11 protein-coding genes are annotated in these 20,475 nt (G+C 46.9%); 9 read left to right on the top strand and 2 right to left on the bottom strand.

The genetic code is table 11. The features are described 5' to 3' along the window. Positions 1 to 32 precede the first annotated feature (32 nt). Positions 33 to 2,903 (top strand): DNA polymerase I, encoded by a 2,871-nt coding sequence (gene polA, locus B5X68_RS12405; protein ID WP_082214987.1) that lies wholly within the window; start codon positions 33 to 35, stop codon positions 2,901 to 2,903. Between the two features lie 63 nt (positions 2,904 to 2,966). Here the strand turns inward: polA and B5X68_RS12400 are convergent, their stop codons facing one another. Next, complete coding sequence (locus tag B5X68_RS12400; RefSeq protein WP_310588651.1) at positions 2,967 to 4,565, bottom strand: SusD/RagB family nutrient-binding outer membrane lipoprotein; 1,599 nt, start codon at positions 4,563 to 4,565, stop codon at positions 2,967 to 2,969. Positions 4,566 to 4,606: 41 nt separating this feature from the next. Continuing rightward, the gene (locus B5X68_RS12395) at positions 4,607 to 7,873 is read right to left on the bottom strand and encodes a SusC/RagA family TonB-linked outer membrane protein (protein WP_082214986.1); all 3,267 of its coding nucleotides are present in this window, start codon (positions 7,871 to 7,873) and stop codon (positions 4,607 to 4,609) included. Positions 7,874 to 8,482: 609 nt separating this feature from the next. Between B5X68_RS12395 and B5X68_RS12390 the strand changes: the two genes are divergently transcribed. From B5X68_RS12390 to B5X68_RS12355, 8 genes are all read left to right on the top strand, one after another. Further along, the gene (locus tag B5X68_RS12390; RefSeq protein WP_229208380.1) at positions 8,483 to 8,692 is read left to right on the top strand and encodes a response regulator transcription factor; all 210 of its coding nucleotides are present in this window, start codon (positions 8,483 to 8,485) and stop codon (positions 8,690 to 8,692) included. Between the two features lie 77 nt (positions 8,693 to 8,769). Next, a complete protein-coding gene (locus B5X68_RS12385) occupies positions 8,770 to 9,402 on the top strand; it encodes a hypothetical protein (protein WP_082214984.1) in 633 nt (210 codons plus the stop codon). Between the two features lie 161 nt (positions 9,403 to 9,563). Then, positions 9,564 to 11,291: a 3-keto-alpha-glucoside-1,2-lyase-like domain-containing protein gene (locus B5X68_RS12380; RefSeq protein ID WP_229208379.1), complete on the top strand. Its 1,728-nt coding sequence runs from the start codon at positions 9,564 to 9,566 to the stop codon at positions 11,289 to 11,291. A 22-nt stretch (positions 11,292 to 11,313) separates the two neighbouring features. Further along, positions 11,314 to 13,308 (top strand): plastocyanin/azurin family copper-binding protein, encoded by a 1,995-nt coding sequence (locus B5X68_RS12375; RefSeq protein WP_082214982.1) that lies wholly within the window; start codon positions 11,314 to 11,316, stop codon positions 13,306 to 13,308. Positions 13,309 to 13,495: 187 nt separating this feature from the next. Then, positions 13,496 to 14,143 (top strand): RNA polymerase sigma factor, encoded by a 648-nt coding sequence (locus tag B5X68_RS12370; RefSeq protein WP_082214981.1) that lies wholly within the window; start codon positions 13,496 to 13,498, stop codon positions 14,141 to 14,143. A gap of 81 nt (positions 14,144 to 14,224) precedes the next feature. Continuing rightward, positions 14,225 to 15,328, top strand: a complete 1,104-nt coding sequence (locus B5X68_RS12365; RefSeq protein ID WP_082214980.1) for a FecR family protein — start codon at positions 14,225 to 14,227, stop codon at positions 15,326 to 15,328. Between the two features lie 100 nt (positions 15,329 to 15,428). After that, on the top strand, positions 15,429 to 18,887 hold the full coding sequence (locus tag B5X68_RS12360) for a SusC/RagA family TonB-linked outer membrane protein (protein ID WP_229208378.1): 3,459 nt from the start codon (positions 15,429 to 15,431) through the stop codon (positions 18,885 to 18,887). A 34-nt stretch (positions 18,888 to 18,921) separates the two neighbouring features. Further along, the gene (locus tag B5X68_RS12355) at positions 18,922 to 20,454 is read left to right on the top strand and encodes a SusD/RagB family nutrient-binding outer membrane lipoprotein (RefSeq protein ID WP_082214978.1); all 1,533 of its coding nucleotides are present in this window, start codon (positions 18,922 to 18,924) and stop codon (positions 20,452 to 20,454) included. Positions 20,455 to 20,475 lie beyond the last annotated feature (21 nt).

The raw sequence follows: 20,475 nt of genomic DNA, 5'->3' as shown, positions 1-20,475 counted from the left end.
ATTATATTTGAATTTTATAAATAAAAGACCTCATGGATAAACCCGTTCATAAACTTTTCCTGCTGGACGCAATGGCATTGATCTATCGCGCGCATTTTGCTTTCATCAAAGCGCCGAGAATCACGTCGAAGGGATTGAATACAAGCGCTGTTTTTGGCTTTACAAACACATTGCTTGAAGTTTTGCAAAAGGAAAAACCCACACACATCGGTGTTGCCTTTGATACTTCTGCGCCCACATTCAGGCACGTGCAGTATGAAGCTTACAAGGCGCAGCGCGAGGCGCAACCGGAGGATATCACTGTTGCTATCCCTTTGGTAAAGCGCCTTCTGGAAGCCATGTGTATTCCCATTCTGGTGCTGGACGGCTATGAGGCGGACGACATTATCGGGACCATTGCCAAGGAAGCTTCGGTTGCCGGCTTCGAGGTTTTTATGATGACGCCGGATAAAGATTACGGGCAGCTCGTAGAAGAGCACGTGTACATATATAAGCCTGCGTTCCTGGGTAAGGGCGCCGAAGTGCTGGGTGTGCAGCAGATCCTGGACCGCTGGCAAATCCAGCGCATCGATCAGGTGATTGACATTCTGGGACTGATGGGCGACGCTGTGGACAACATTCCGGGCGTGCCGGGCGTGGGTGAAAAAACGGCTCAAAAACTGATCGCGGAATACGACACCATTGAAAACCTCATTACGCACGCCGATGAAGTAAAAGGCAAGCTGGGCGAAAAACTGCGGGAGAACATTGACAAGGCGGTTTTAAGTAAACAACTTGCAACCATTGACATTAAAGTGCCTGTTCCATTTGATCCCGAAGACCTGACTGTATGCGCGGCCAATGCGGATAAGATCATAGAGCTGTTCGACGAGCTTGAATTTAAAACCCTGAAAACCCGGATCCTGGGCTCCGGCCCGGTTGCTACTACGCCTGTTTCCAAACCAGCCCCTAAAACAAAAGCCGGTCAGCTGGATCTTTTCGGCAACCCGACGGAGGAACTGGGCAAACAACCCGCGATCATCAGCGAAGGCATTGCGGACGATGACGCGCCGGAACAAGCCTACGAAGACCTGCACATCCCGACCACCAAGCAGACCATCGACAACACTTTTCACCGCTATCACACTGTGGATACGCCGGAACTGATGAAAAGTCTGGCCTATTATCTGTCTTTGCAGGAATCGTTTTGTTTTGATACGGAAACAACGTCTCTGGACACCATTGACGCGGAACTTGTGGGACTTTCCTTCGCATATTTGCCAGGGGAAGCGTTCTACATTCCTGTTCCAGCCGACCGTGAAAAGGCGATTGAGATTTTGGAGAATTTTAGGGAAGTATTTGAAAATGAGTCAATTGAAAAAATAGGCCAAAATATAAAATACGATTTGCTTGTGTTGCGAAGCTACGGGATTGAAATCCACGGCAAGCTTAGCGACACCATGCTCGCTCATTATCTGCTGGAACCTGATAAGCGCCATGGCATGGACATTCTGGCCGCTTCTTACCTGAACTACGAGCCGGTTTCAATAACTTCGCTCATTGGAAAAAAAGGTGTGAAACAAGGCACCATGCGGGACGTTTCCATTCCTGAAATCACGCAATACGCGGGCGAGGACGCGGATATTACATTGCAACTGAACACGATCTTTTCGCGCGAACTGCCTAAGGTGAATGCTTTCAAGCTTTTTGAAAAAGTGGAAATGCCGCTGCTGAAAGTGCTCGCTTCAATGGAAAGTAAAGGCGTTCGACTTGATATCGGCGCATTGAAAGAAATGTCCAATGTACTGGAATTGGATTTGAGACAAACGGAAAGCGAAATTTACGCGTCCGCAGGTCAGTCCTTCAACATCAGCTCGCCAAAGCAACTGGGTGAAGTGCTTTTTGATAAAATGAAACTCATTGAAAAGCCGAAAAAGACCAAAACGGGTCAGTATGCAACTGGTGAAGACATTCTGTCAGAACTTGAAAACAGCCATGAAATTGCGCGTAAAATTCTCGATTACAGGGAATTGCAAAAACTAAAATCGACTTATGTGGACGCGTTGCCGTTGCTGGTCAGCAGCCGCACCGGACGCATTCATACATCCTATAATCAGGCCGTTGCCGCGACTGGACGGTTAAGCTCAACCAACCCCAACTTACAAAACATTCCGATCAGGACACCGCGCGGAAGGGAAATAAGGAAAGCATTTGTGCCTGATAATGAGGAATTTCAGATCCTTTCTGCGGATTATTCGCAGATCGAGCTGCGCATTATGGCGGCTTTCAGCGGGGATGAAAGTATGATCGAAGCATTCAACCAGGGACGTGACATTCACGCAACGACGGCGAGCAAGGTGTTTAAAGTGCCATTGGATGAAGTGACTTCGGATATGCGCAGGAAGTCTAAAATGGTCAATTTCGGGATCATTTACGGCATTTCAGCATTTGGACTTGCGCAGCGCCTGGCCATTCCGAGAGGTGAAGCCGGCGAGATTATCCGTGCCTATTTTGAAGAATTCCCTGCCGTGAAAGGTTATATGGACAAAGTGGTAAATGATGCTCGGGAAAAGGAATTTGTAGAAACGATCCTGGGCAGAAGACGCTACGTGCCGGACATTAATTCCCGGAACCAGACGAATCGTGGTTATGCGGAACGAAACGCCATCAATGCACCAATCCAGGGCTCGGCAGCGGATATGATCAAAGTGGCGATGATCAACATTCACGATTTTATTGCCAACGAAAAGCTAAAATCACGTATGATCCTGCAAGTGCATGATGAACTCGTGTTCGATGCACACCGCGACGAAATCAGCCTGCTAAAAGAAAAAGTGGATGAGCTGATGCGGGTCGCCATCCCCTTACCTGTGAAAATGGAAACCGGGATTGGCATTGGTGCCAACTGGCTCGAAGCACATTAAGCAACAAAAGAAAAAGGCTTCCGGACTGATTCCGGAAGCCTTTTTCTTTTTATCTAAATAATGTTACTTCAACAACCAGATCACATCGTTAATATCGTCCTTTCCGGCAAATTGCCTGTCGATTGCCGCTTTGTAATTGGCTGCATTTGTGGTTCTTTCGGAAGATGGATATTGCCACCGCAATGCTATACGGCCCGAATTTCCGGTTCCTACTCCCGTCATAAACTTAGGAAAACCGGTCCTGCGGTAATCAAAATAAGCTTCCATTCCTGAGTTCATGAAGAATGCAAGATACTTCTGCGTAACGATCTGTTCCAGGCCTGCTGCATTGTTTCCGCTGTATTTTACCAATGGCTGCGCATAGTAAGTATTGAAGCTGAAATTGACATTATAGCTCACAAAGTCACTTGCATCGCGTCCGCCGGTTTTGGAATAAAGCATGGACAATGTTCCATCTTTCACGCCATAAAACTCCTGCGAAGCCCTTATCCCTTTTTGATACCATTGCTCTGCACTTCCAGGCGCCCAGCCCCTGTTGATGGCCTCCGCGATGTTGAAACACATTTCAGGATACCCTACGATAAAAATATTCTCCCCAGTATAGTTGGAGTAATATCTCGAACGGCTCTGGAAAGAATAAGCACCCGGCGCAAAGCCCGGTCCATTGTTGATACCCGCTTTGGACGACATATCAGCCAGATCTTCACCTGAACTTGCACCAACGAATGCTGTAAAATCAGAAGGCAATTTTCCTGCTTTCAACTGGGCACCAGCCGGTTCGGTCGTAACCATCACGCGTGGATCTTTGCGCGCAGTAAGCAAACCCACGTAAGTTGCAGCCATATTCTGGCGCGTCGCATCAAAGCCGAAATTGTCGGGATTGGAAGGATATTTGTTAAAGTTGTTCGAAATAAATTCCAGGTTATCAACCATTCCTTCTGGCAACGGATACTTCGTTGGGTTGGCTAACATTGTGGCAAACTGACTTTTGATATTCAAATCTGTATCAGCCTCTTTTTTGCTTAAACGGATCAAAATACGCAAACGGAATGCATTCACGATCTTCTGCCATTTGGCCAGCTTGCCGGCAAAGTAAAAGTCGCCGCCAACCGTTGTTTCGCCCTTCGCGATCAATGCGGTCATATCCGTATTGGATTCGTCCAGCCATTTGAGGATCTGCATGTAGATTTCCTTTTGAGAATCGTATTCCGGCGTAAGGTTTTCGCGTCCCAGGACAGCCCCTTTCATAGGCAGGTCACCGGCACGAACGCTCATCTGGTCCAAAAAGAAAGCACGGAAAAACTTGCCTAGTGCGCTATAACCATTCACATCGGCAGCACCCGTTTTCTTGTGCTCCAATTCCATTTGCGTAACATTTTTTAACGTCGTATAGTGATCATTGAATGACGACCACTGGTATTCGTTATTGCCATAATAGTTGTAGTTAATGGCATAAAACTGGTTCCAGCGCATTTCAGAGCTGAAAGGCAGGCCTGTTTCGCTGAACATATCCCATTCCACTCCCTGCAAAATCAGGGAAGCGGGTGCGGTGGTCGCACGGTTCGGATCTTTTTCCAGTTCTTCAAAACTCTTTTCACAGCCTGTAAACGTCAGGGCAAGAAAGGTGAGTGTTCCGAGTAATATTTTATGATGACGCATCATTTTCTATATTTAAAATGCAAGAAAATTGGATTTCGGTTTCGTTAAAAAGTAAGGTTGATATTAACCCCGTAACGGCGCATGGAAGGTGTTTGTGGACCTGATTCTCCGCCTGAAATGTATTGGTTCAAATCAATATCCTTCTTCTCAGCGAAATAAAGCAGGTTACGGCCAACCAGTGAGACGGATGCAGAACGGAATATCTTCGATCTTTCCAGCCAGCTGTTGGGGATCGCGTAGCCAATCACCACTTCCCTCAGCATGGCAAAAGAGCGGCTCATTAGGTTACCCTGTTCGGTGTTGTAATAGCGGCTTACCCAGTCCTGAACGTATTGCTTGGTTGCATTAGGGGCAAATTGAAGCTCAGCCAGGTTGGTGATCTTACCATCCACATCGTAGTTGAGTGCCTTACCATTGCTGATCTGAACACCTTCTCCAAGGTAATTTTTGCTATCCGGCACACCGGCTTTGAAACCTTGCCAATCCAATTCTCTCGCCTCGCCCAATGCGCCCTCGGCAAGCAGTGCATTACGTCCGCCACGGAAGGTTTGTTTTTGCACATAATTAGAGATCACGCCACCAATGCGGCCGTCGAACTGGAAGCTCATGCTCACATTTTTGTAGGCGAATTTGTTGTTTACCCCAAAGACAAATTTCGGGTTCATATAACCCAGAAACTGGTTCACCGGTAAGTAGATAGGACGACCTGAATCATCGTTAATGATCTGTCCGTCAGCTGTTTTGGCAAACGAACGTCCGTAGAATTTATCCATTCTGTCTCCCACTTTCAGGAATGTATTCAATGCGTCCACACCCGGATAGATCTCTTTCAAAACCTCTTTGTAGGTGGAGTAATTGGCAACTACGTCCCAGTTCAGGCCTGTCGCGCTTTTCAATGGTGAGCCCGTTAATGCGATCTCCCAGCCCGTTTTTTGTGTATTAATCCCGTTTACGAGATAAGAGCTGTAACCCGTTGTTGTTGAAACCGGTAAAGCGTAAATTCTCGGTCCTTCATCTGAAATAAAGTACGTTGCATCCAAACCGATCCGGTTTTGCAAGATCCGCACATCCAAACCAAGCTCAGTCTGAGAAGTTGTGCTCGGCACAATGTTCGGGTTATTCAATGTATTGGTAAAATAGGCCGCAGGCGTGTTGTTATAAGAGAATGGTGTTGAATAAACTGCCGCATTCTGATAAGTTGGACCACCATATGGTGAAAAATACTGATCGCCGTAACCCAGCGGGTTGCCATCACCCAAAGCAGGCGTCGTTCCGATTTTATCACTCGTTAAACCGTCTTTAACATTCGCATAAGAAGCCCTTAATTTCAGGAAAGAGATCACCTGCGGGATCGGCAGATAGTCCGAAAGAACCGTAGACGCCGCTACCGAAGGATAGAAGAATGTGTTATTTCCCGCTGGCAATGTCGACAGCTTATCTACCCGGCCCGTAGTGGAAATGGTAAAGAAGTCTTTGAATGAAAAGTCAGCAGAGTAATAGGCAGAGTTCACACGCATATTTGAATTAAAATTCGACGTGCGGACCGGCCTTAACGAGTTGTTGAAGTTGTACAACCCGGGAACATTCAGATAATCCGTAGAGCCATATTGCGAGCTGTAAGCAAAATTACGGAGGTTACCACCCGCCCAGATCTTCGCATTGAAACCTTCGAAAAGATCTTTGTCAAACTTCACAAGAATGTCTGTGTTGTTTTCAAACAAATTGCGGCGGTCTTCGCGGTAATCGCCTTTTGCTTCCTCTCTTCCATATGAAGTGGCGGAGTAAGGCATTTTTTCGTTTCTAAAAAGATCCCAGGTGGTAACTTGCGTTCTTAATGTGGCTTCCAGGAAACTGTTGATCTTGTAAGTCATTGCAGCTTGCCCGATGATATCCGTTTTCTGATGCCCGCGCAGCCATTCGTAACTCATGAAATAAGGGTTGTTATAGCGCTGATATTCAGCATATATCTGCTGAATCCCCTCTTTTCCAGGTTGCCAGTAATTGCGCATGTCATCCACGTTCCAGTCTGCACCCGCCCAGAAGATCATGTTATAGATGATCGAGTTCGGGCCGTAGTTTACGTCGGGAATGTTAGGCGAATACTGGCGGTTGTATTGCAGGCTCGACTCAAATTTCCACTTGTCTGAGAACTTGTAATCGGCCGTTATATTGAAGTTGGTGATGTTCAGCTTTGTGTTGGGCACAATGCCTTTTTGGTAGATATTGGAGACCGAAAAACGAATGTTGTGCTTTTCGCCGGATGCCGACACTGCTATGTTATTCGTTGAAAGAATCCCTGTTTCCAGAAAGCGTTTCAGGTTGTCTTTTCCGCGATTGATCCACGGCGTCGCGGATCTAACCTTTGTGATCGGATCAACCGGGCTGTCGTATTGTGGGATCAGCTGGCCTTCGAACTTCGGCCCCCAGCCTCCGTCGTAATCGCCATCATTCAATCCCCCACCCTTACCATCTCCAAAAGCGTAGCGGCCGTGATCACCAGGGCCATATTCATCCTGCACTTTTGGAATAGAATAAAAGCTTCTGTCCATCATTGTGGACGAGTTGAAATCCACCGAGAATCCTCTTTTATCTTTTGTGCCACGTTTGGTAGTGATCAGGATCGCACCATTCTTTCCCCTGAAACCATATAATGCTGAGGCACTTGCGCCTTTCAAAACAGAATACGTCTCAATGTCGTCAGGGCTTACATTCCAGGTATCAGAGTTCACCGGAACGCCGTCCACAACGAAAAGCACGTCTGTGTTACCACGCAAATTAATGTTAGGACGTCTCAAAAGTTCAGGCTGTGCACCGATTGTCAAACCCGCTACTTTTCCCGCCAAAGCATTGATCGCGTTCGGGTCACGCGCTTTCACCGTAGAAGCGCCATCGACCGTCTGTATCGCCACACCGATACGGCGAATGTCTTTTTTAATACCCAAAGCCGTCACAACCACCTCAGTAAGCTGGCGAAGGTCTGTTACGAGCACGATATCCAGGCGGCTTTTTCCGTTAACCGGTGCTTCCTGCGTCTGAAAACCGAGGAAAGAAACGATCAGGACCGCATCATTGTTCGCCACATCCAGCTTAAACTTTCCATCCGCATCGGTGATGGTACCGGTGGTGCTTCCTTTCACGATCACGCTCGCTCCGGGAATAGGCGCTTTGTCTTCCTGACCCGTAACTTGTCCTGTCACAGTGCCCTGGGCAGCAGCCAGTTGCGACAAGAGCATGCATCCCACTGCAAAAAACAGCTGACAGCCCCGTCTCAAAAAGCCAAGCCTTCGTTGTACGTAAATTTGTTTAATCATGGAGCAAATAATTTAATTGTTATAGGAATTGAAAATTGAAGTAGGGTATTCAATCAAATTGCAAAACTCTGCTATAAAACATTTAAACATGTTAAGTATTTATTAACATACTATAAACAAATCAGCCACAATCCAGCGAAGAAACAAAAACACATAAAGGAGGAAATAATAAAAAAGATGCGCGCTGACTTTCCCGGTGCAATCCATGTTTATTGGAGTGCGAAGCGAGCCATTTAGGAGTGAAAAGGTCAGTGAATCCCTCTCAATTTATAAAAATAAGTTTAGATAAAATACAACACACATCAACGATATTTCGCTGGAAAGGAACATTGATGCCCATTTTGCGCCCAGATTGCAATTTTTTATTGGAAATCGAATAAGAATTTTTCCAGCATCCCCGACCGGCAATACGTTTCTACTACAAACTAGTTTGCAAACGGCCTATCAAAATCAAATTTTCACCCGAATGAGAGGAACGCTTACTTCCCAAAAAGTGAACTAATATTAAATATATCTAAACGCAGGATAATTCAAACCTGCCGTTTAAAAATTGGATTGTGAGGATTAGCGGTTTTTTGTTTAGCATTTGCCAAATCATCCATCACCATTGTGTTTACAACAAGAGAGCTGGAAATTCTCCGACTGATATCGGAAGGACATAGCACAGAGGTCATTTCGAACCGCCTTAACAGAACAACCGAAACCATTAAAAGCCACCGGAAAAACATTCGTTTAAAGGCACAGGAATGCGGTGAGGACGTCAAGTCGCTGACCGTTTTCGCAATCCGCTATGTGAAAATGCTGGATCAAACCACTTGAAAAATCCCCCTTTTTGGGGGATTTACAAACTATTTCTAATGACCTAGCTTTACAGTGAACTAAAACCAATATAAACTATGAAACAAAGTATTCTATTAGCCGCGCTATGTCTCGCAATCGCGTTCATTGGCATTTTGTCCTGCGAGAAATCTGACAACGATGTTGCCAAGCAAGTATTCTTAGATGATGCACATAATCTGGCAAAGCAAAACAACGGATTTTATAGTAAGGTCGGTCAGGTGGATGTCATAGCCACGCAAGATGGCGACCAGGAAATCTTGAAAATTAACCTGCACGATGCAACCATCAATCCATATGAAATAAAGCTATATCTCAGCAAGGGAACTGGATACACAGACCTAAAATCCGGGAAGTTCGAAGTCCTGTTTTTGCGCTCGGCACTTATTTTGAATGATCCCGTGACCGGAAAGAAAATGGAGTTCATTGTTAGGAACGATTCCTTCAACGAAATGCAGGCGAAATTGCCCGAAGGATATATATCTGCAAGTGCTAGGAACGCTGTTGGCATCGCCGTTTATGGAAATCACGCCAATGCGCGAACTCATTCGGACCTTGTCCCAGCGTGCGCAACGTCGGGCGGACCTGGCTCCACCTCCTGTTCTAATACTTGTTGCAGCGTATCCTGCACTACCGGATATTACGCTTCCTGCCAATCTAGCTGCTCCTGCGTAAAGTCGTCGAGCAACTAATCTCCTTTAAACTCCTAAAAATGGTCGCTCAGAAAGCGGCCATTTTTAGTTATGAAGAAAACACTATTTAATTAAAAATTAATTACAATTTAACAGGATATATTAGTAAAAAAAAATGCGAACTTCGCTTTTAATTGTGAACAATACACTTAATATATCCAATGCGTCATTTGATTCAGAAAGTTTCAATGCTTTTTCTGACTTGTCCCATAATGGTAATGGGCCAGACAGCGAAAGGAAATTATTCCCTGCTCCCCTTAAAAGACCTTAGCTCATTTGAAAGCACCAGCCCAAACTGGTCTGTGCAAGGCGATGTGGCCATTCATCCAACGGGAACTGCAAAACCAAAAACAACATCCGGTGAGGGCATCCTCATTGGTAACCCCGGCAAAGCGCTGACAACAAAACTAAAAGCAGGCGATCTCCGTCTTGCTATGGAATTTATGGTTTCGCCAGGCGCAGAAGGCTATGTCGTACTTCCAGGCGGACAGAAAGTAAGAATCTCCGACAGCAGTCTGCAACGTGATGCGAATGCTTCCACGTCCGGATATGTCGGCCAATTCCCAACACAAAATGCTTCCAAAGCACCGGGCCTCTGGCAAACGCTCGAACTCGTTTACGACGCGGCAGTTCCAGGCGTCGCCAATTCTGCCCGTCTGAATTTGCTGTCGCTCAACGGCGTTACGGTCCTGGAAACCGTTTATCTCCCGAATTCACAAGCCACAGCAGAAGGCAAACCGCTTTCCTTCGAGGTTAATAAAGGAACAATCGCTTTCAAGAATGTGGGTTACCAGCTGCTGGCAAGCCGTAAAACATTGACATTGAACAATCTGGCCTACAAAGTTTATTCGGATAAGTGGGATGCAAAGGAATACAGCAAGCTTTCTCACGAAGGAAAATCTGCGACATTAACCCAGGAAGTAACCAACGGAATGCGCGAATTCCATTTGGTTTACGAAGGCGATATGGATGTGCAGGAAGCGGGCGATTACATTTTTACGAGCATTTACTCCGGCCCTATGCTCGATTTTGAAGTGGATGGAAAAAGTGTGATGAACACGGGCGAAAGCACTTCCCAGGAAACGCATACGGGCACAGCGAACCTCACGCAAGGCGCACATAAATTCAAAATACATTACTCGCGTTTTCCATGGAGACAACCCGCGTTAGGACTTCGCGTTGAGAAAGCAGGCATTCGTCCTTACGACCTGCACGTGCTTTCATCGCTTCCCGAGCCGGAACCGAAGCCCTACATTAGCGTTACGCCAGACAAACAGCCAGAAATGGTGCGCTCATTTATCCAGATCGACGGCGAAAAATATAAGCGCACACATTGCATTTCGGTGGGAAGCCCGCAGGGATGGAGTTATACGATCGACCTGAACCGCGGCGCAATGTTACAAGCCTGGCGCGGACAGTTCGCCAACGTTACCGAAATGTGGTACGAAAGAGGCGAGCCTCAGTTGCTGACCCCGGCGGGATTAGCCGTGCACGTTTCGGGCCGCAGCAGCCTGGCTGTTCTTGCCGACAAAGCAACGACCTGGCCGGACTCTTCCAACATTAATTTCCTCGGTTATAAAATCAACCCCGAAGGATTTCCCATATTCCGTTACGCGATTGGTGCAGCCACAGTAAGCGACCAGATCATTTCAAATGACAAAGGAATGTCCCGCACATTCACCGTGGAAGGCAAGCCAACCGGCGCGATCTACTCGTTACTAGGATCGGGAAAACAGATCGCAGATCTTAAAAACGGGCTTTTCCAAATCGATAACCGCTATTACATTCAGGTTAATCAAAAAGCACAGGCCATTGTGAGACCTGCCGGAGACAATCAGGAACTGGTGTTGCCGGTGTCCGACTCGGCCACATATACGATGTTCTGGTAACCATATTCTTAGATTCCAACCAATGAAAAATATACTATTAACGACCCTGATATCACTTGGCTGTGTCTCGGCGTATGCACAATCGAAGCAAAACAAAGAGGATGATTTTTACCGGATCATTACCATTCCTATTCCTGAGAACATTAAAATGGAAGTCGGCGGCATGCAGGTGCTTCCCGACGGCCGTCTAGCTACTTCGACCCGCCGTGGTGAGGTTTGGATGATTGGTAACCCATATCTTAAAGGCGACGGACAGCCGTCTTTTCACCGTTTTGCGTCCGGCCTGCACGAGCCGCTGGGGCTTTTATATCGTGGGAAAGACTTTCTGATCTCGCAACGCGGAGAAGTGACCCGCCTCGTGGATACGGACAACGATGGCATTGCCGACGTATATGACTCGTTTGCAAAATGGCCATTATCAGGTAATTACCACCAATATTCTTATGGCCCGGTGCCGATGCCAAATGGTGAGCTTTTGGTAACATTAAACCTCGACTGGGTTGGACGCGGTGCAAGCCAGTCGAAATGGAGAGGCTGGATGCTGAAACTCGGTGAAGACGGGAAATTGACGCCCTATGCAACCGGTCTCCGCTCCCCGTCCGGCTTCGGCTCATATAAAGGCGATATTTTTTACACCGAAAACCAGGGCGACTGGGTTGGTTCCGGCCGTATGACGCATTTGGAAAAAGGCGATTTCGCGGGAAACCCCGCTGGTTTGCGTTGGAGCAAAGAAGAGGGCTCTCCGGTTAAACTAACGCCTTCCGACGTTCCAAATACAGGCGAACCGCTTTATGATGTTGCCAAAAAATTGCCTGGCTTGAAGGCTCCGGCCGTTTGGTTTCCGCACACCCTCGTGGGAATTTCCACTTCGGACTTTAAAGAAGATGTTACCAATGGTGCATTCGGTCCGTTTGCGGGACAAATGTTCGTGGGCGATCAGGGACACAGCATTATCACCCGGGTAGACCTTGAAAAGGTGAACGGCGTTTGGCAGGGAACGGTTTTCCCTTTCCGCGAAGGCTTCATGTCGGGAATATTGCGGATGGAATGGGGACTGGATGGCTCTATGTTCGTAGGACAAACGAGTCGTGGCTGGTCCGCAACGGGTAAGCAGGAATTCGGCATTCAGCGATTGGTTTGGACGGGGAAGATGCCATTTGAAATGAAAAATGTGCGTTCTATGCCCGACGGTTTCGAGATCACATTCACAAGCCCGGTTGACAAAAAAGCCGCTGCGGACCAGGAAGCCTACAAATTGAACAGCTTTACTTACAAATATCATCAAACCTACGGCAGCCCGATCGTTAATACGCAGGAAGTGCCCCTGAAAGGAATTGTGGTTTCAGAAGACGGCCTGAAAGTGCGCCTGGTGCTTGATCCTGCGTTCCTTCGTAAGGGTTACATTCACGAAATCAAGGCGGATGGCGTAAAAGGTGCGGATGGCAATCCATTGTTGCACGCAACCGGTTACTACACATTAAATGAAATTGCTTCGGGTAATCCGGTGAATGCTTCCGCTTTCACAACCACGGTTAAAGCAGTTGCAGTGGATCACAGCGCGCATACGATGCCGGCAGCTGAAACTGCTAACTCAGCACCTTCTGCGAAAAGAGTTGTGGAAATGCCTGCAAGCTGGACCAATGGCCCGGATCAGACGATCACGATCGGAACCGTTCCAGGACTGAAATTTGACATTTCCGAAATTCAGGTAAAAGCAGGAAGCCGCATCAAAATTGTTTTTAACAACAATGATGATATGCTGCATAACCTGGTCATTACTAAGCCGGGAACGGCTAATGCAGTTGGAGAAGCGGGCCTTAATCTGGGCTTAAAAGGCTCAGAGCTGAATTATGTGCCCAAATCAAATGACGTCCTGTTCCACAGTAACATTGTAGAACCAGAAAAATCCGAAAGCATTTATTTTGTGGCTCCTAAACAAGCAGGAACGTATCAATATGTGTGCACATTCCCCGGACATTATACATTGATGCAAGGTAAATTAAAGGTTACCAAATAGAAGAAAACTCCCGTAAACTGCTGTGCTGCAAAGATTATTCTTTCAGTGCGGCAGTTTTCTTTCCAAGTCTCCCCCACTCATTTTTAATTTTAATATTACCTGAAATCGCAAGGAGAATAAAACAGCATGCAGCTTTGATTAGCATAATTCGTTGAAATTATAAAACAATCTTAATAGTCAAAAGATTTTGAATAACGAAGCGCCCATATCAAACCTTTCTGACATCAATATCCAGCTCTGGCAACGTTTTAAAGCGGGCGACTCAGCTGCATTAGGCCAGCTTGCACAAGTCCATTACCGTGCACTTTACAATTACTCCACCAAATTTTCGTCCGATCCGGACTTCATCCGGGATTCCATCCAGGAGCTTTATCTGGAATTATGGGAACGCAGGGAACACCTTTCCGAAACTGCATTCGTCAAGTCATATCTTCTCAAAGCACTGAGGCACAAGCTCATTAAGGAAAGCATTCGATTGAAACGTTTTCAGGAGCCTAAGCAGGAGCTTTTTGATCTGGATCACGAAGACGCTCCCATTGAATCGCAGATCATCGCGGACGAAAGCTCACACTCCCAATCCAGTCACCTCAAACGGATTATTACGCTTCTTTCGAAAAGACAACAGGAAATCATTTACCTGCGCTTTTATCAAAATCTTGATAATGAAGACATTGCGCACATTATGGGATTGGGGCGTCAGAGCGTTTCTAATCTGTTGCACCGCACATTAAAGGAAATCCGCCAGATCTGGGCACCTGCTGAATTCATTTGGGCATTATTTCTGATCTCTTCTCTTTTGAAACCAATTTCACACGGCATTTGCATCCTTTTATAACTATTTCAAAAATATTTTGATTTTTTTGGTTATACCGATCTAAAAAGCGGACATACATACTAAAGACCTCAGGCTTTACCTATGGACTACCGCTATCACACGGCCGAAGAACTGGCAACAGATGATTTGTTCCGAAAATGGGTCACCTCACCCACACCGGAAATCACGTCATTCTGGCTGAAATGGATAGCAGACAATCCCGAAAAATCGGTGGAAGTTGGTATGGCGCGGGAACTGGTGCTGGCGGTGTACGACATTCACACCGACGACCTTACCGAGGAGACCCTGCAACATGAAATTGCAGAAATTACGAGGCTTGCAGAAATTCAAAAACAAAACACTAACACGAACATTTATCGGCTGGTCAGGCAACCATTTTGGCGCGTTGCAGCCATTTTCCTGCTTGTTTCTGCAATCGGGCTGTGGCTTTACAGCCGCGAAAATAACGCCGCGTCTCCCTCCGCCGCACGCCACAACCATACCCGCGCGGCGGAAATGCTCATTCGGGAAAACACAGGTTCCCACGAAATGACAGTGCTTTTGAGCGATAATAGTGTTGCAACATTGTCGCCGGGAAGCATAATCCGCTTTCCAAAAACCTTCGCAGCCGGTGAGCGGAAGGTGATCCTTACCGGCGAAGCATTCTTTGACGTGGCCAGGAATCCGAAGCGCCCATTTTTAGTGTATGCCAATGAAACCGTGACCAAGGTGCTGGGAACGAGCTTCCGGGTGAAAGCGCTGGATCAGGAAAATACAGTGATGGTGCTCGTAAAAACGGGTCGGGTGTCTGTTTATCCCAAAACAGAATACGAAACGCTTCAAAATAAGCCGCACAAAAAGGTGTCGGTAATCGTGCTGGATCCCAATCAACAGGCCGTTTTTAACCGAAAGGAAAATAAGCTTGAAAAAGGGATAGTGATCAATCGCCAGCTGCTTTCCGAGCTGTCGGTTCAGAAAGAGCTGATTTTTGATGACAAACCGGTCTCCCAGGTTTTCAAAAGCTTGCAGGATATGTATGGTATCGCAATAGATTATAACCAGGAAATGCTTGCCGATTGCATCATCAGCGCTCAATTCAGCGACGAGAACCTGAAACAAAGGCTCAGTGCGATCTGCCAGGCCATTGGCGCTGGTTACGAGATGGTTGACGGGAGAATTGTAATTACCAGCAAGGGTTGCAGCTAGTTCTAAATGCTTGATTTTAATCCTCTTCTGCTTATGGATCATGTAAAATCTGTGAATTTTTTGTCCTAATCTTTCAAGTACTGAACAAACAAATAAACGTATGAAAAAACACCGACTCTTGTCCAGGCTACTTTGTAGTGCTATGCGGATATCACTTTACCAATTATTAATTGCCTTTATCTTCGCGACTATTTCCGCAGCGGCTGTCGTTGACGCCCAGGATATGTTGAATCAGAAGGTGACCATTCAGGTGAATAACCAGGAAATCAAAACGGTGCTCAACAAGCTGAATAAGCTTACGCAGATCCGTTTTACTTACAGTTCGTCGCTGCTCCGCTCACAGCAAAAGGTTTCGATCAACGCTGTTGAAAAGCCGCTGGTTGATGTACTGGACCAGCTTTTCAGGCCTATTAACATTGCTTATAAAATTGAAGGTAAGCAAGTTGTGCTAGTCAAAGGCAATGCGGAACCTGGCAGCGCGGTCCCAATCCTTACCAACAATCCTCCGGCTGTTGACAGGACTATTACCGGAAAAGTCTCCGATGAAAAGGGTCAGCCGCTCCCGGGAGTGAGCATCGTCGTGAAGGGAACGAAAGCAGGAACGGCAACAAATAGCGAAGGAACCTACCAACTAAGCGTTCCGGATGCAGGCGGCGTTTTGATATTCTCCTATGTGGGCTATGCGCCTGAGGAAGTAACGATTGGAAGCCAAAGCACTTACGACCTGTCGATGAAACCGGACGAACGCAACCTGGAAATGGTTGTGGTAACTGCGCTGGGTATTAAAAGGGATGCAAAAAAGCTTGGCTATTCAACCGCAACCATTAATACTGAGGAAATTACGACAAACCGCACCACGAACCTGGGAAACAGCTTGCAAGGAAAAGTGGCTGGTTTAAATGTTACACCGCCAGCGAGCGGACCGGGCGGATCGACTAAGATCCGTATACGCGGGCAGTCTTCTTTTGGTGGAAATAATTCACCGCTGATCATTGTGAACGGCATTCCTATTAATAATAGCAGTGTTTCCGCAGGTGGCTCAAACGGTAACGGAACGGGTAACCCGACAGGCGGCTCATCCGATGCCGGGGACGGTTTGCAGAGCATTAACCAGGACGACATTGAATCCATGACCGTTCTCAAAGGCGCAGCAGCAGCAGCCCTTTACGGGTTTCGCGCCAAAGACGGAGCGATCATCATTACCACCAAAAGTGGAAGCAAGACCACCGGTATCGGTGTTGAGATCAACTCTAATTTCCAGGCACAGGAGGCCCTCGACTATACCGATTTCCAATACGAATATGGCCAAGGTGAATTCGGAAAACGTCCTACCACGACCGGGGAGGCACAAAGTTCCGGTGTTTTTGCATTTGGCGAGCGCATGGACGGCGCTCCTACCCCTCAGTTTGACGGAACTTCGAAGCCCTATTCAGCAAATAAAGACCGTATCAAAAACTTCTACCGGACCGGGACCAGTTTTACCAATTCAGTGGCGCTTTCAGGCGGAAACGAGAAAGGGAATTTCAGATTGTCGTTCGCTAATACGGACGCGAATGCGATCATGCCGAATTCCGATTACCACAAAAAAATCTTTAACCTGGGTTTGAATTATAAGTTCTCAAACAAGCTTTCTGCGCAGGTAAATGCGAATTACTCCAACGAGTATAACAAGAATCCGCCCCAGATCGGGATCCAGGATATGAATGCCAATACCACCATTTATACACTGGCAACGAGCATTGACACAGAATGGCTGAAAAACCGCAAAGACGCAAACGGCAATGAAATGCCGCTGGCGCGTTTTACCAATCGCAACAATCCTTATTGGGTGGCTTATGACCGCTTTGAGAATGTGCGCCGCGACCGGATTTTTGGAAACACGTCGGTTCGTTATGATTTTACGGACTGGCTTTTTGTGCAAGGCCGCATTGGCCAGGACTATTACACAAGGCCGTATAATTACAACCGTCCCACCGGAACGAGGTCCATCGGCGCGGTTGCTACTGGCTTCAATGGTTATTACTATCAGGATGTGGCCACTTTTCGGGAGCGCAACCTGGACGTGCTGATCGGTGCGAACCGGACGTTCGGAGATTTCGGAATCGATATCACTTTGGGAGGAAACCAGATGCAGCAGATTAGCGACAATGTGTCTACGGCGGTGACCAATTTCTACGTGCGTGATCTTTACACGATTGCCAATGGTCAGGTTAAAAACCCAAATTACGGTTACAGCAAAAAGAAGGTTAACTCGGTTTATGGAGCTGCTGAATTTTCGTACAAAGGTTTCTTATTCGTGAATGTGACAGGACGCAATGATTGGTTTTCAACATTGAACCCGGCTTCAAACAGTTACTTATATCCATCAGTAAGTGCCAGCTTTGTGTTTAGCCAGGCATTCGCCAATGCGCCTAACTGGCTCAATTACGGCAAGTTAAGAGCTGCCTATGCGGAAGTTGGAGGCGATACAGACCCTTATTCCAACAATTTATATTATGGGATCAATGCAAACCCGTTCAACGGGACTGCCCTGGGAAACCTGCCTTCTACCATTGCGCCCAATGCAAATCTGAGGCCGTTGAAAGTGAAAGAAACGGAGGTCGGTCTCGAAATGAAAACATTTGACAGCCGCCTGAATCTGGATGTCTCGTTCTATCGCAAAAATACAGTGGATGAAATCCTGAATGTGGATATTTCCAATACATCGGGTTTCAGTCAGACCAAAGTTAATGTGGGCAAATTGAGAAATCAGGGCGTTGAATTCCTCTTAACTTTCGTACCTGTGAGAACAGAAGGCGTGACCTGGGAAACGAGCTTCAATGGCAGCTATAACATTAGCAAAGTGCTTGAACTGGCCGCAGGACAACAAAGATTTGATGTAGGAACAGGTGAATTCTTTGGGATCGTATCCCATGAAGTAGGCAAGCCCCTCGCCTCTTTACGCGGTTTTGACTTCAAACGCGATGCGCAGGGTCGCATTGTAACATCAGGCGGATTACCACAGCAAGGAAACCTCACAACGTTTGGCAGTGCAATCCCGACCTGGGTTGGCGCATGGGTGAACACGATCAATATAAAAGGCATCAGAATCGGAACGCAGATCGATTTCAAAGCAGGTAACAAGATCCTTTCCAATTCCAATCTGAACTTCCTGCGCGAGGGACTTTCGAAACCTTCGCTGGTGGGACGTGAGGGAGGTGTTTTACTGGAAGGGGTAACCCCTGAGGGCGCCCCGAATGCGCAACGTGTTGAAGCACAACAATTTTACACTGCTTACCGCAGCACCAACATTGCTGCGCCATTTGTTTACAACGGCGCATTCGTAAGATGGAGAACGATATCGCTCGGCTACGATCTTTCGCGCTTTTTGAAAGAAAAAACCTTTATCAAGGGTCTGAGCATTTCAGCCATGTGCAACAATGTGTTTTTACTTAAAAAATACATTGATAACCTCGACCCCGAAGCACAGGTGTCCGCTTCCGATAATTTGCAAGGCATCGAAACCCACACACTTCCAACCACAAGAAGCTACGGCCTCAACCTGAATATCAAATTGTAAGTGAAAAAAGGTAACCATTCAATCATTGACTCAAATGAAAAAAACACTAACATATATAACCGTCATCGCCATCCTCACCTGCGCAAGCTCCTGTGACAAGGGCTTTGAAGATGTCAACAAAAATCCCGTCCAGGCCACAAGCGTTGACCCCGCTTATTTGTTTTCCAATGCCCAGTTCGGCTCGGCAATAGCAACACAGAATTACCAGTTGCAGATCGTGCAACAGATCAACACGCCTTACACCGGTGTGCTCGAAGGCGGCAATCACAATGCGGTTTCCGATCCCAATTCCAATGCCAATTTTAACTCATTGTATCTGCAAAATGGCCCTGTGAACTTGCTGACGACGGTTATTGCGCAAACGAAGGATAATCCCGCAAGGAGCAATCTTTATAATATGTCTCGTATCTGGAAAGCTTACGTATTCATGGTGCTGGTGGACACCTACGGCGATGTGCCTTATTTTGAAGCGGGGAAAGCATTTTTGGAAGGCATTAACCTGCCAAAATATGATGATCAAAAACTGATATATGATGACCTATTGAGGGAACTCGAAGAAGGAACAAAAGGGTTGGACGCATCGAAGGCGCTGGAATCGGGCGATCTTTTTTACAAAGGAAACATTGCGCAATGGAAAAAGCTTGGCAATTCATTGCTGCTGCGTGCCGGGATGCGTTATACCAAGCTGGATGCCGCCAGGGCAAAAAGCATTGTTGCCAAAGCAATGGACCCGGCCAACGGCGGCTTAATCAGTTCCAATGCAGATAATGCCTTCATTGCATTTAACAGCACATTCAATCATCCGCTGGCGAATTATTTCCAGGGAACCGAACGGGGTAATGTGTATCTGGGCAAAGCATTCGTAGACCATCTCAAAACCACCAATGACCCACGTTTAAGGGTGATTTCTGTCAAGTACGAAACGCCAGGCAACCCGATTGCGACAGCCGGTGCGGAAGATACAGCGCCCGCCAACCAGGAAGGAATGCCTTATGGTTACAATGAATCTACAATTGCCAATGCACCTGGTTTTCCCGGCAAAATTGGCTCAGCATTTAAATATTCGCAGATTAACCGCAAAACCCTGGGCAAAATTGATGCACCCGAGTTCTTTATAACCTACTCACAAACATTGCTTTTACAAGCCGAAGCCGTTCAGCGCGGGTGGGCAACAGGCAATGTGAAAGAGCTTTACGAAGCGGGCGTAAAAGCACACATGGCACAGCTGGCGACTTATGACGTTGCAGCCACAATAAGCACGGCAAATCAGGATGCTTACATTGCTGCGCAACCATTTACGCCTGCAAAAGCTTTGGAACAGATCAACACCCAATACTGGATCTCGTCATTTCTGAATGGCTCCGAAGCCTGGGCCAATTTCCGGAGAAGCGGCTTTCCAACATTGCCTGTCAACAACTATCCGGGTAAAGATCCTTCCGTAAAGACATTCATTCGCAGGCTTGTATATCCGGTCCGCGAAAGGTCTGTTAATGAGGCCAATTACAATGCGGCAGTGGCCCGAATGGGCCCTGATGAGCTGGGAACGCCTGTTTTTTGGGATAAATAAAACCAATGATAATATTTTTAG

This window comes from Dyadobacter psychrophilus (genome assembly GCF_900167945.1).
Lineage (GTDB): Bacteria > Bacteroidota > Bacteroidia > Cytophagales > Spirosomataceae > Dyadobacter > Dyadobacter psychrophilus.
Note: the sequence above shows the minus strand (reverse complement) of the source record. Positions and strands in the feature narration are given on the sequence as shown.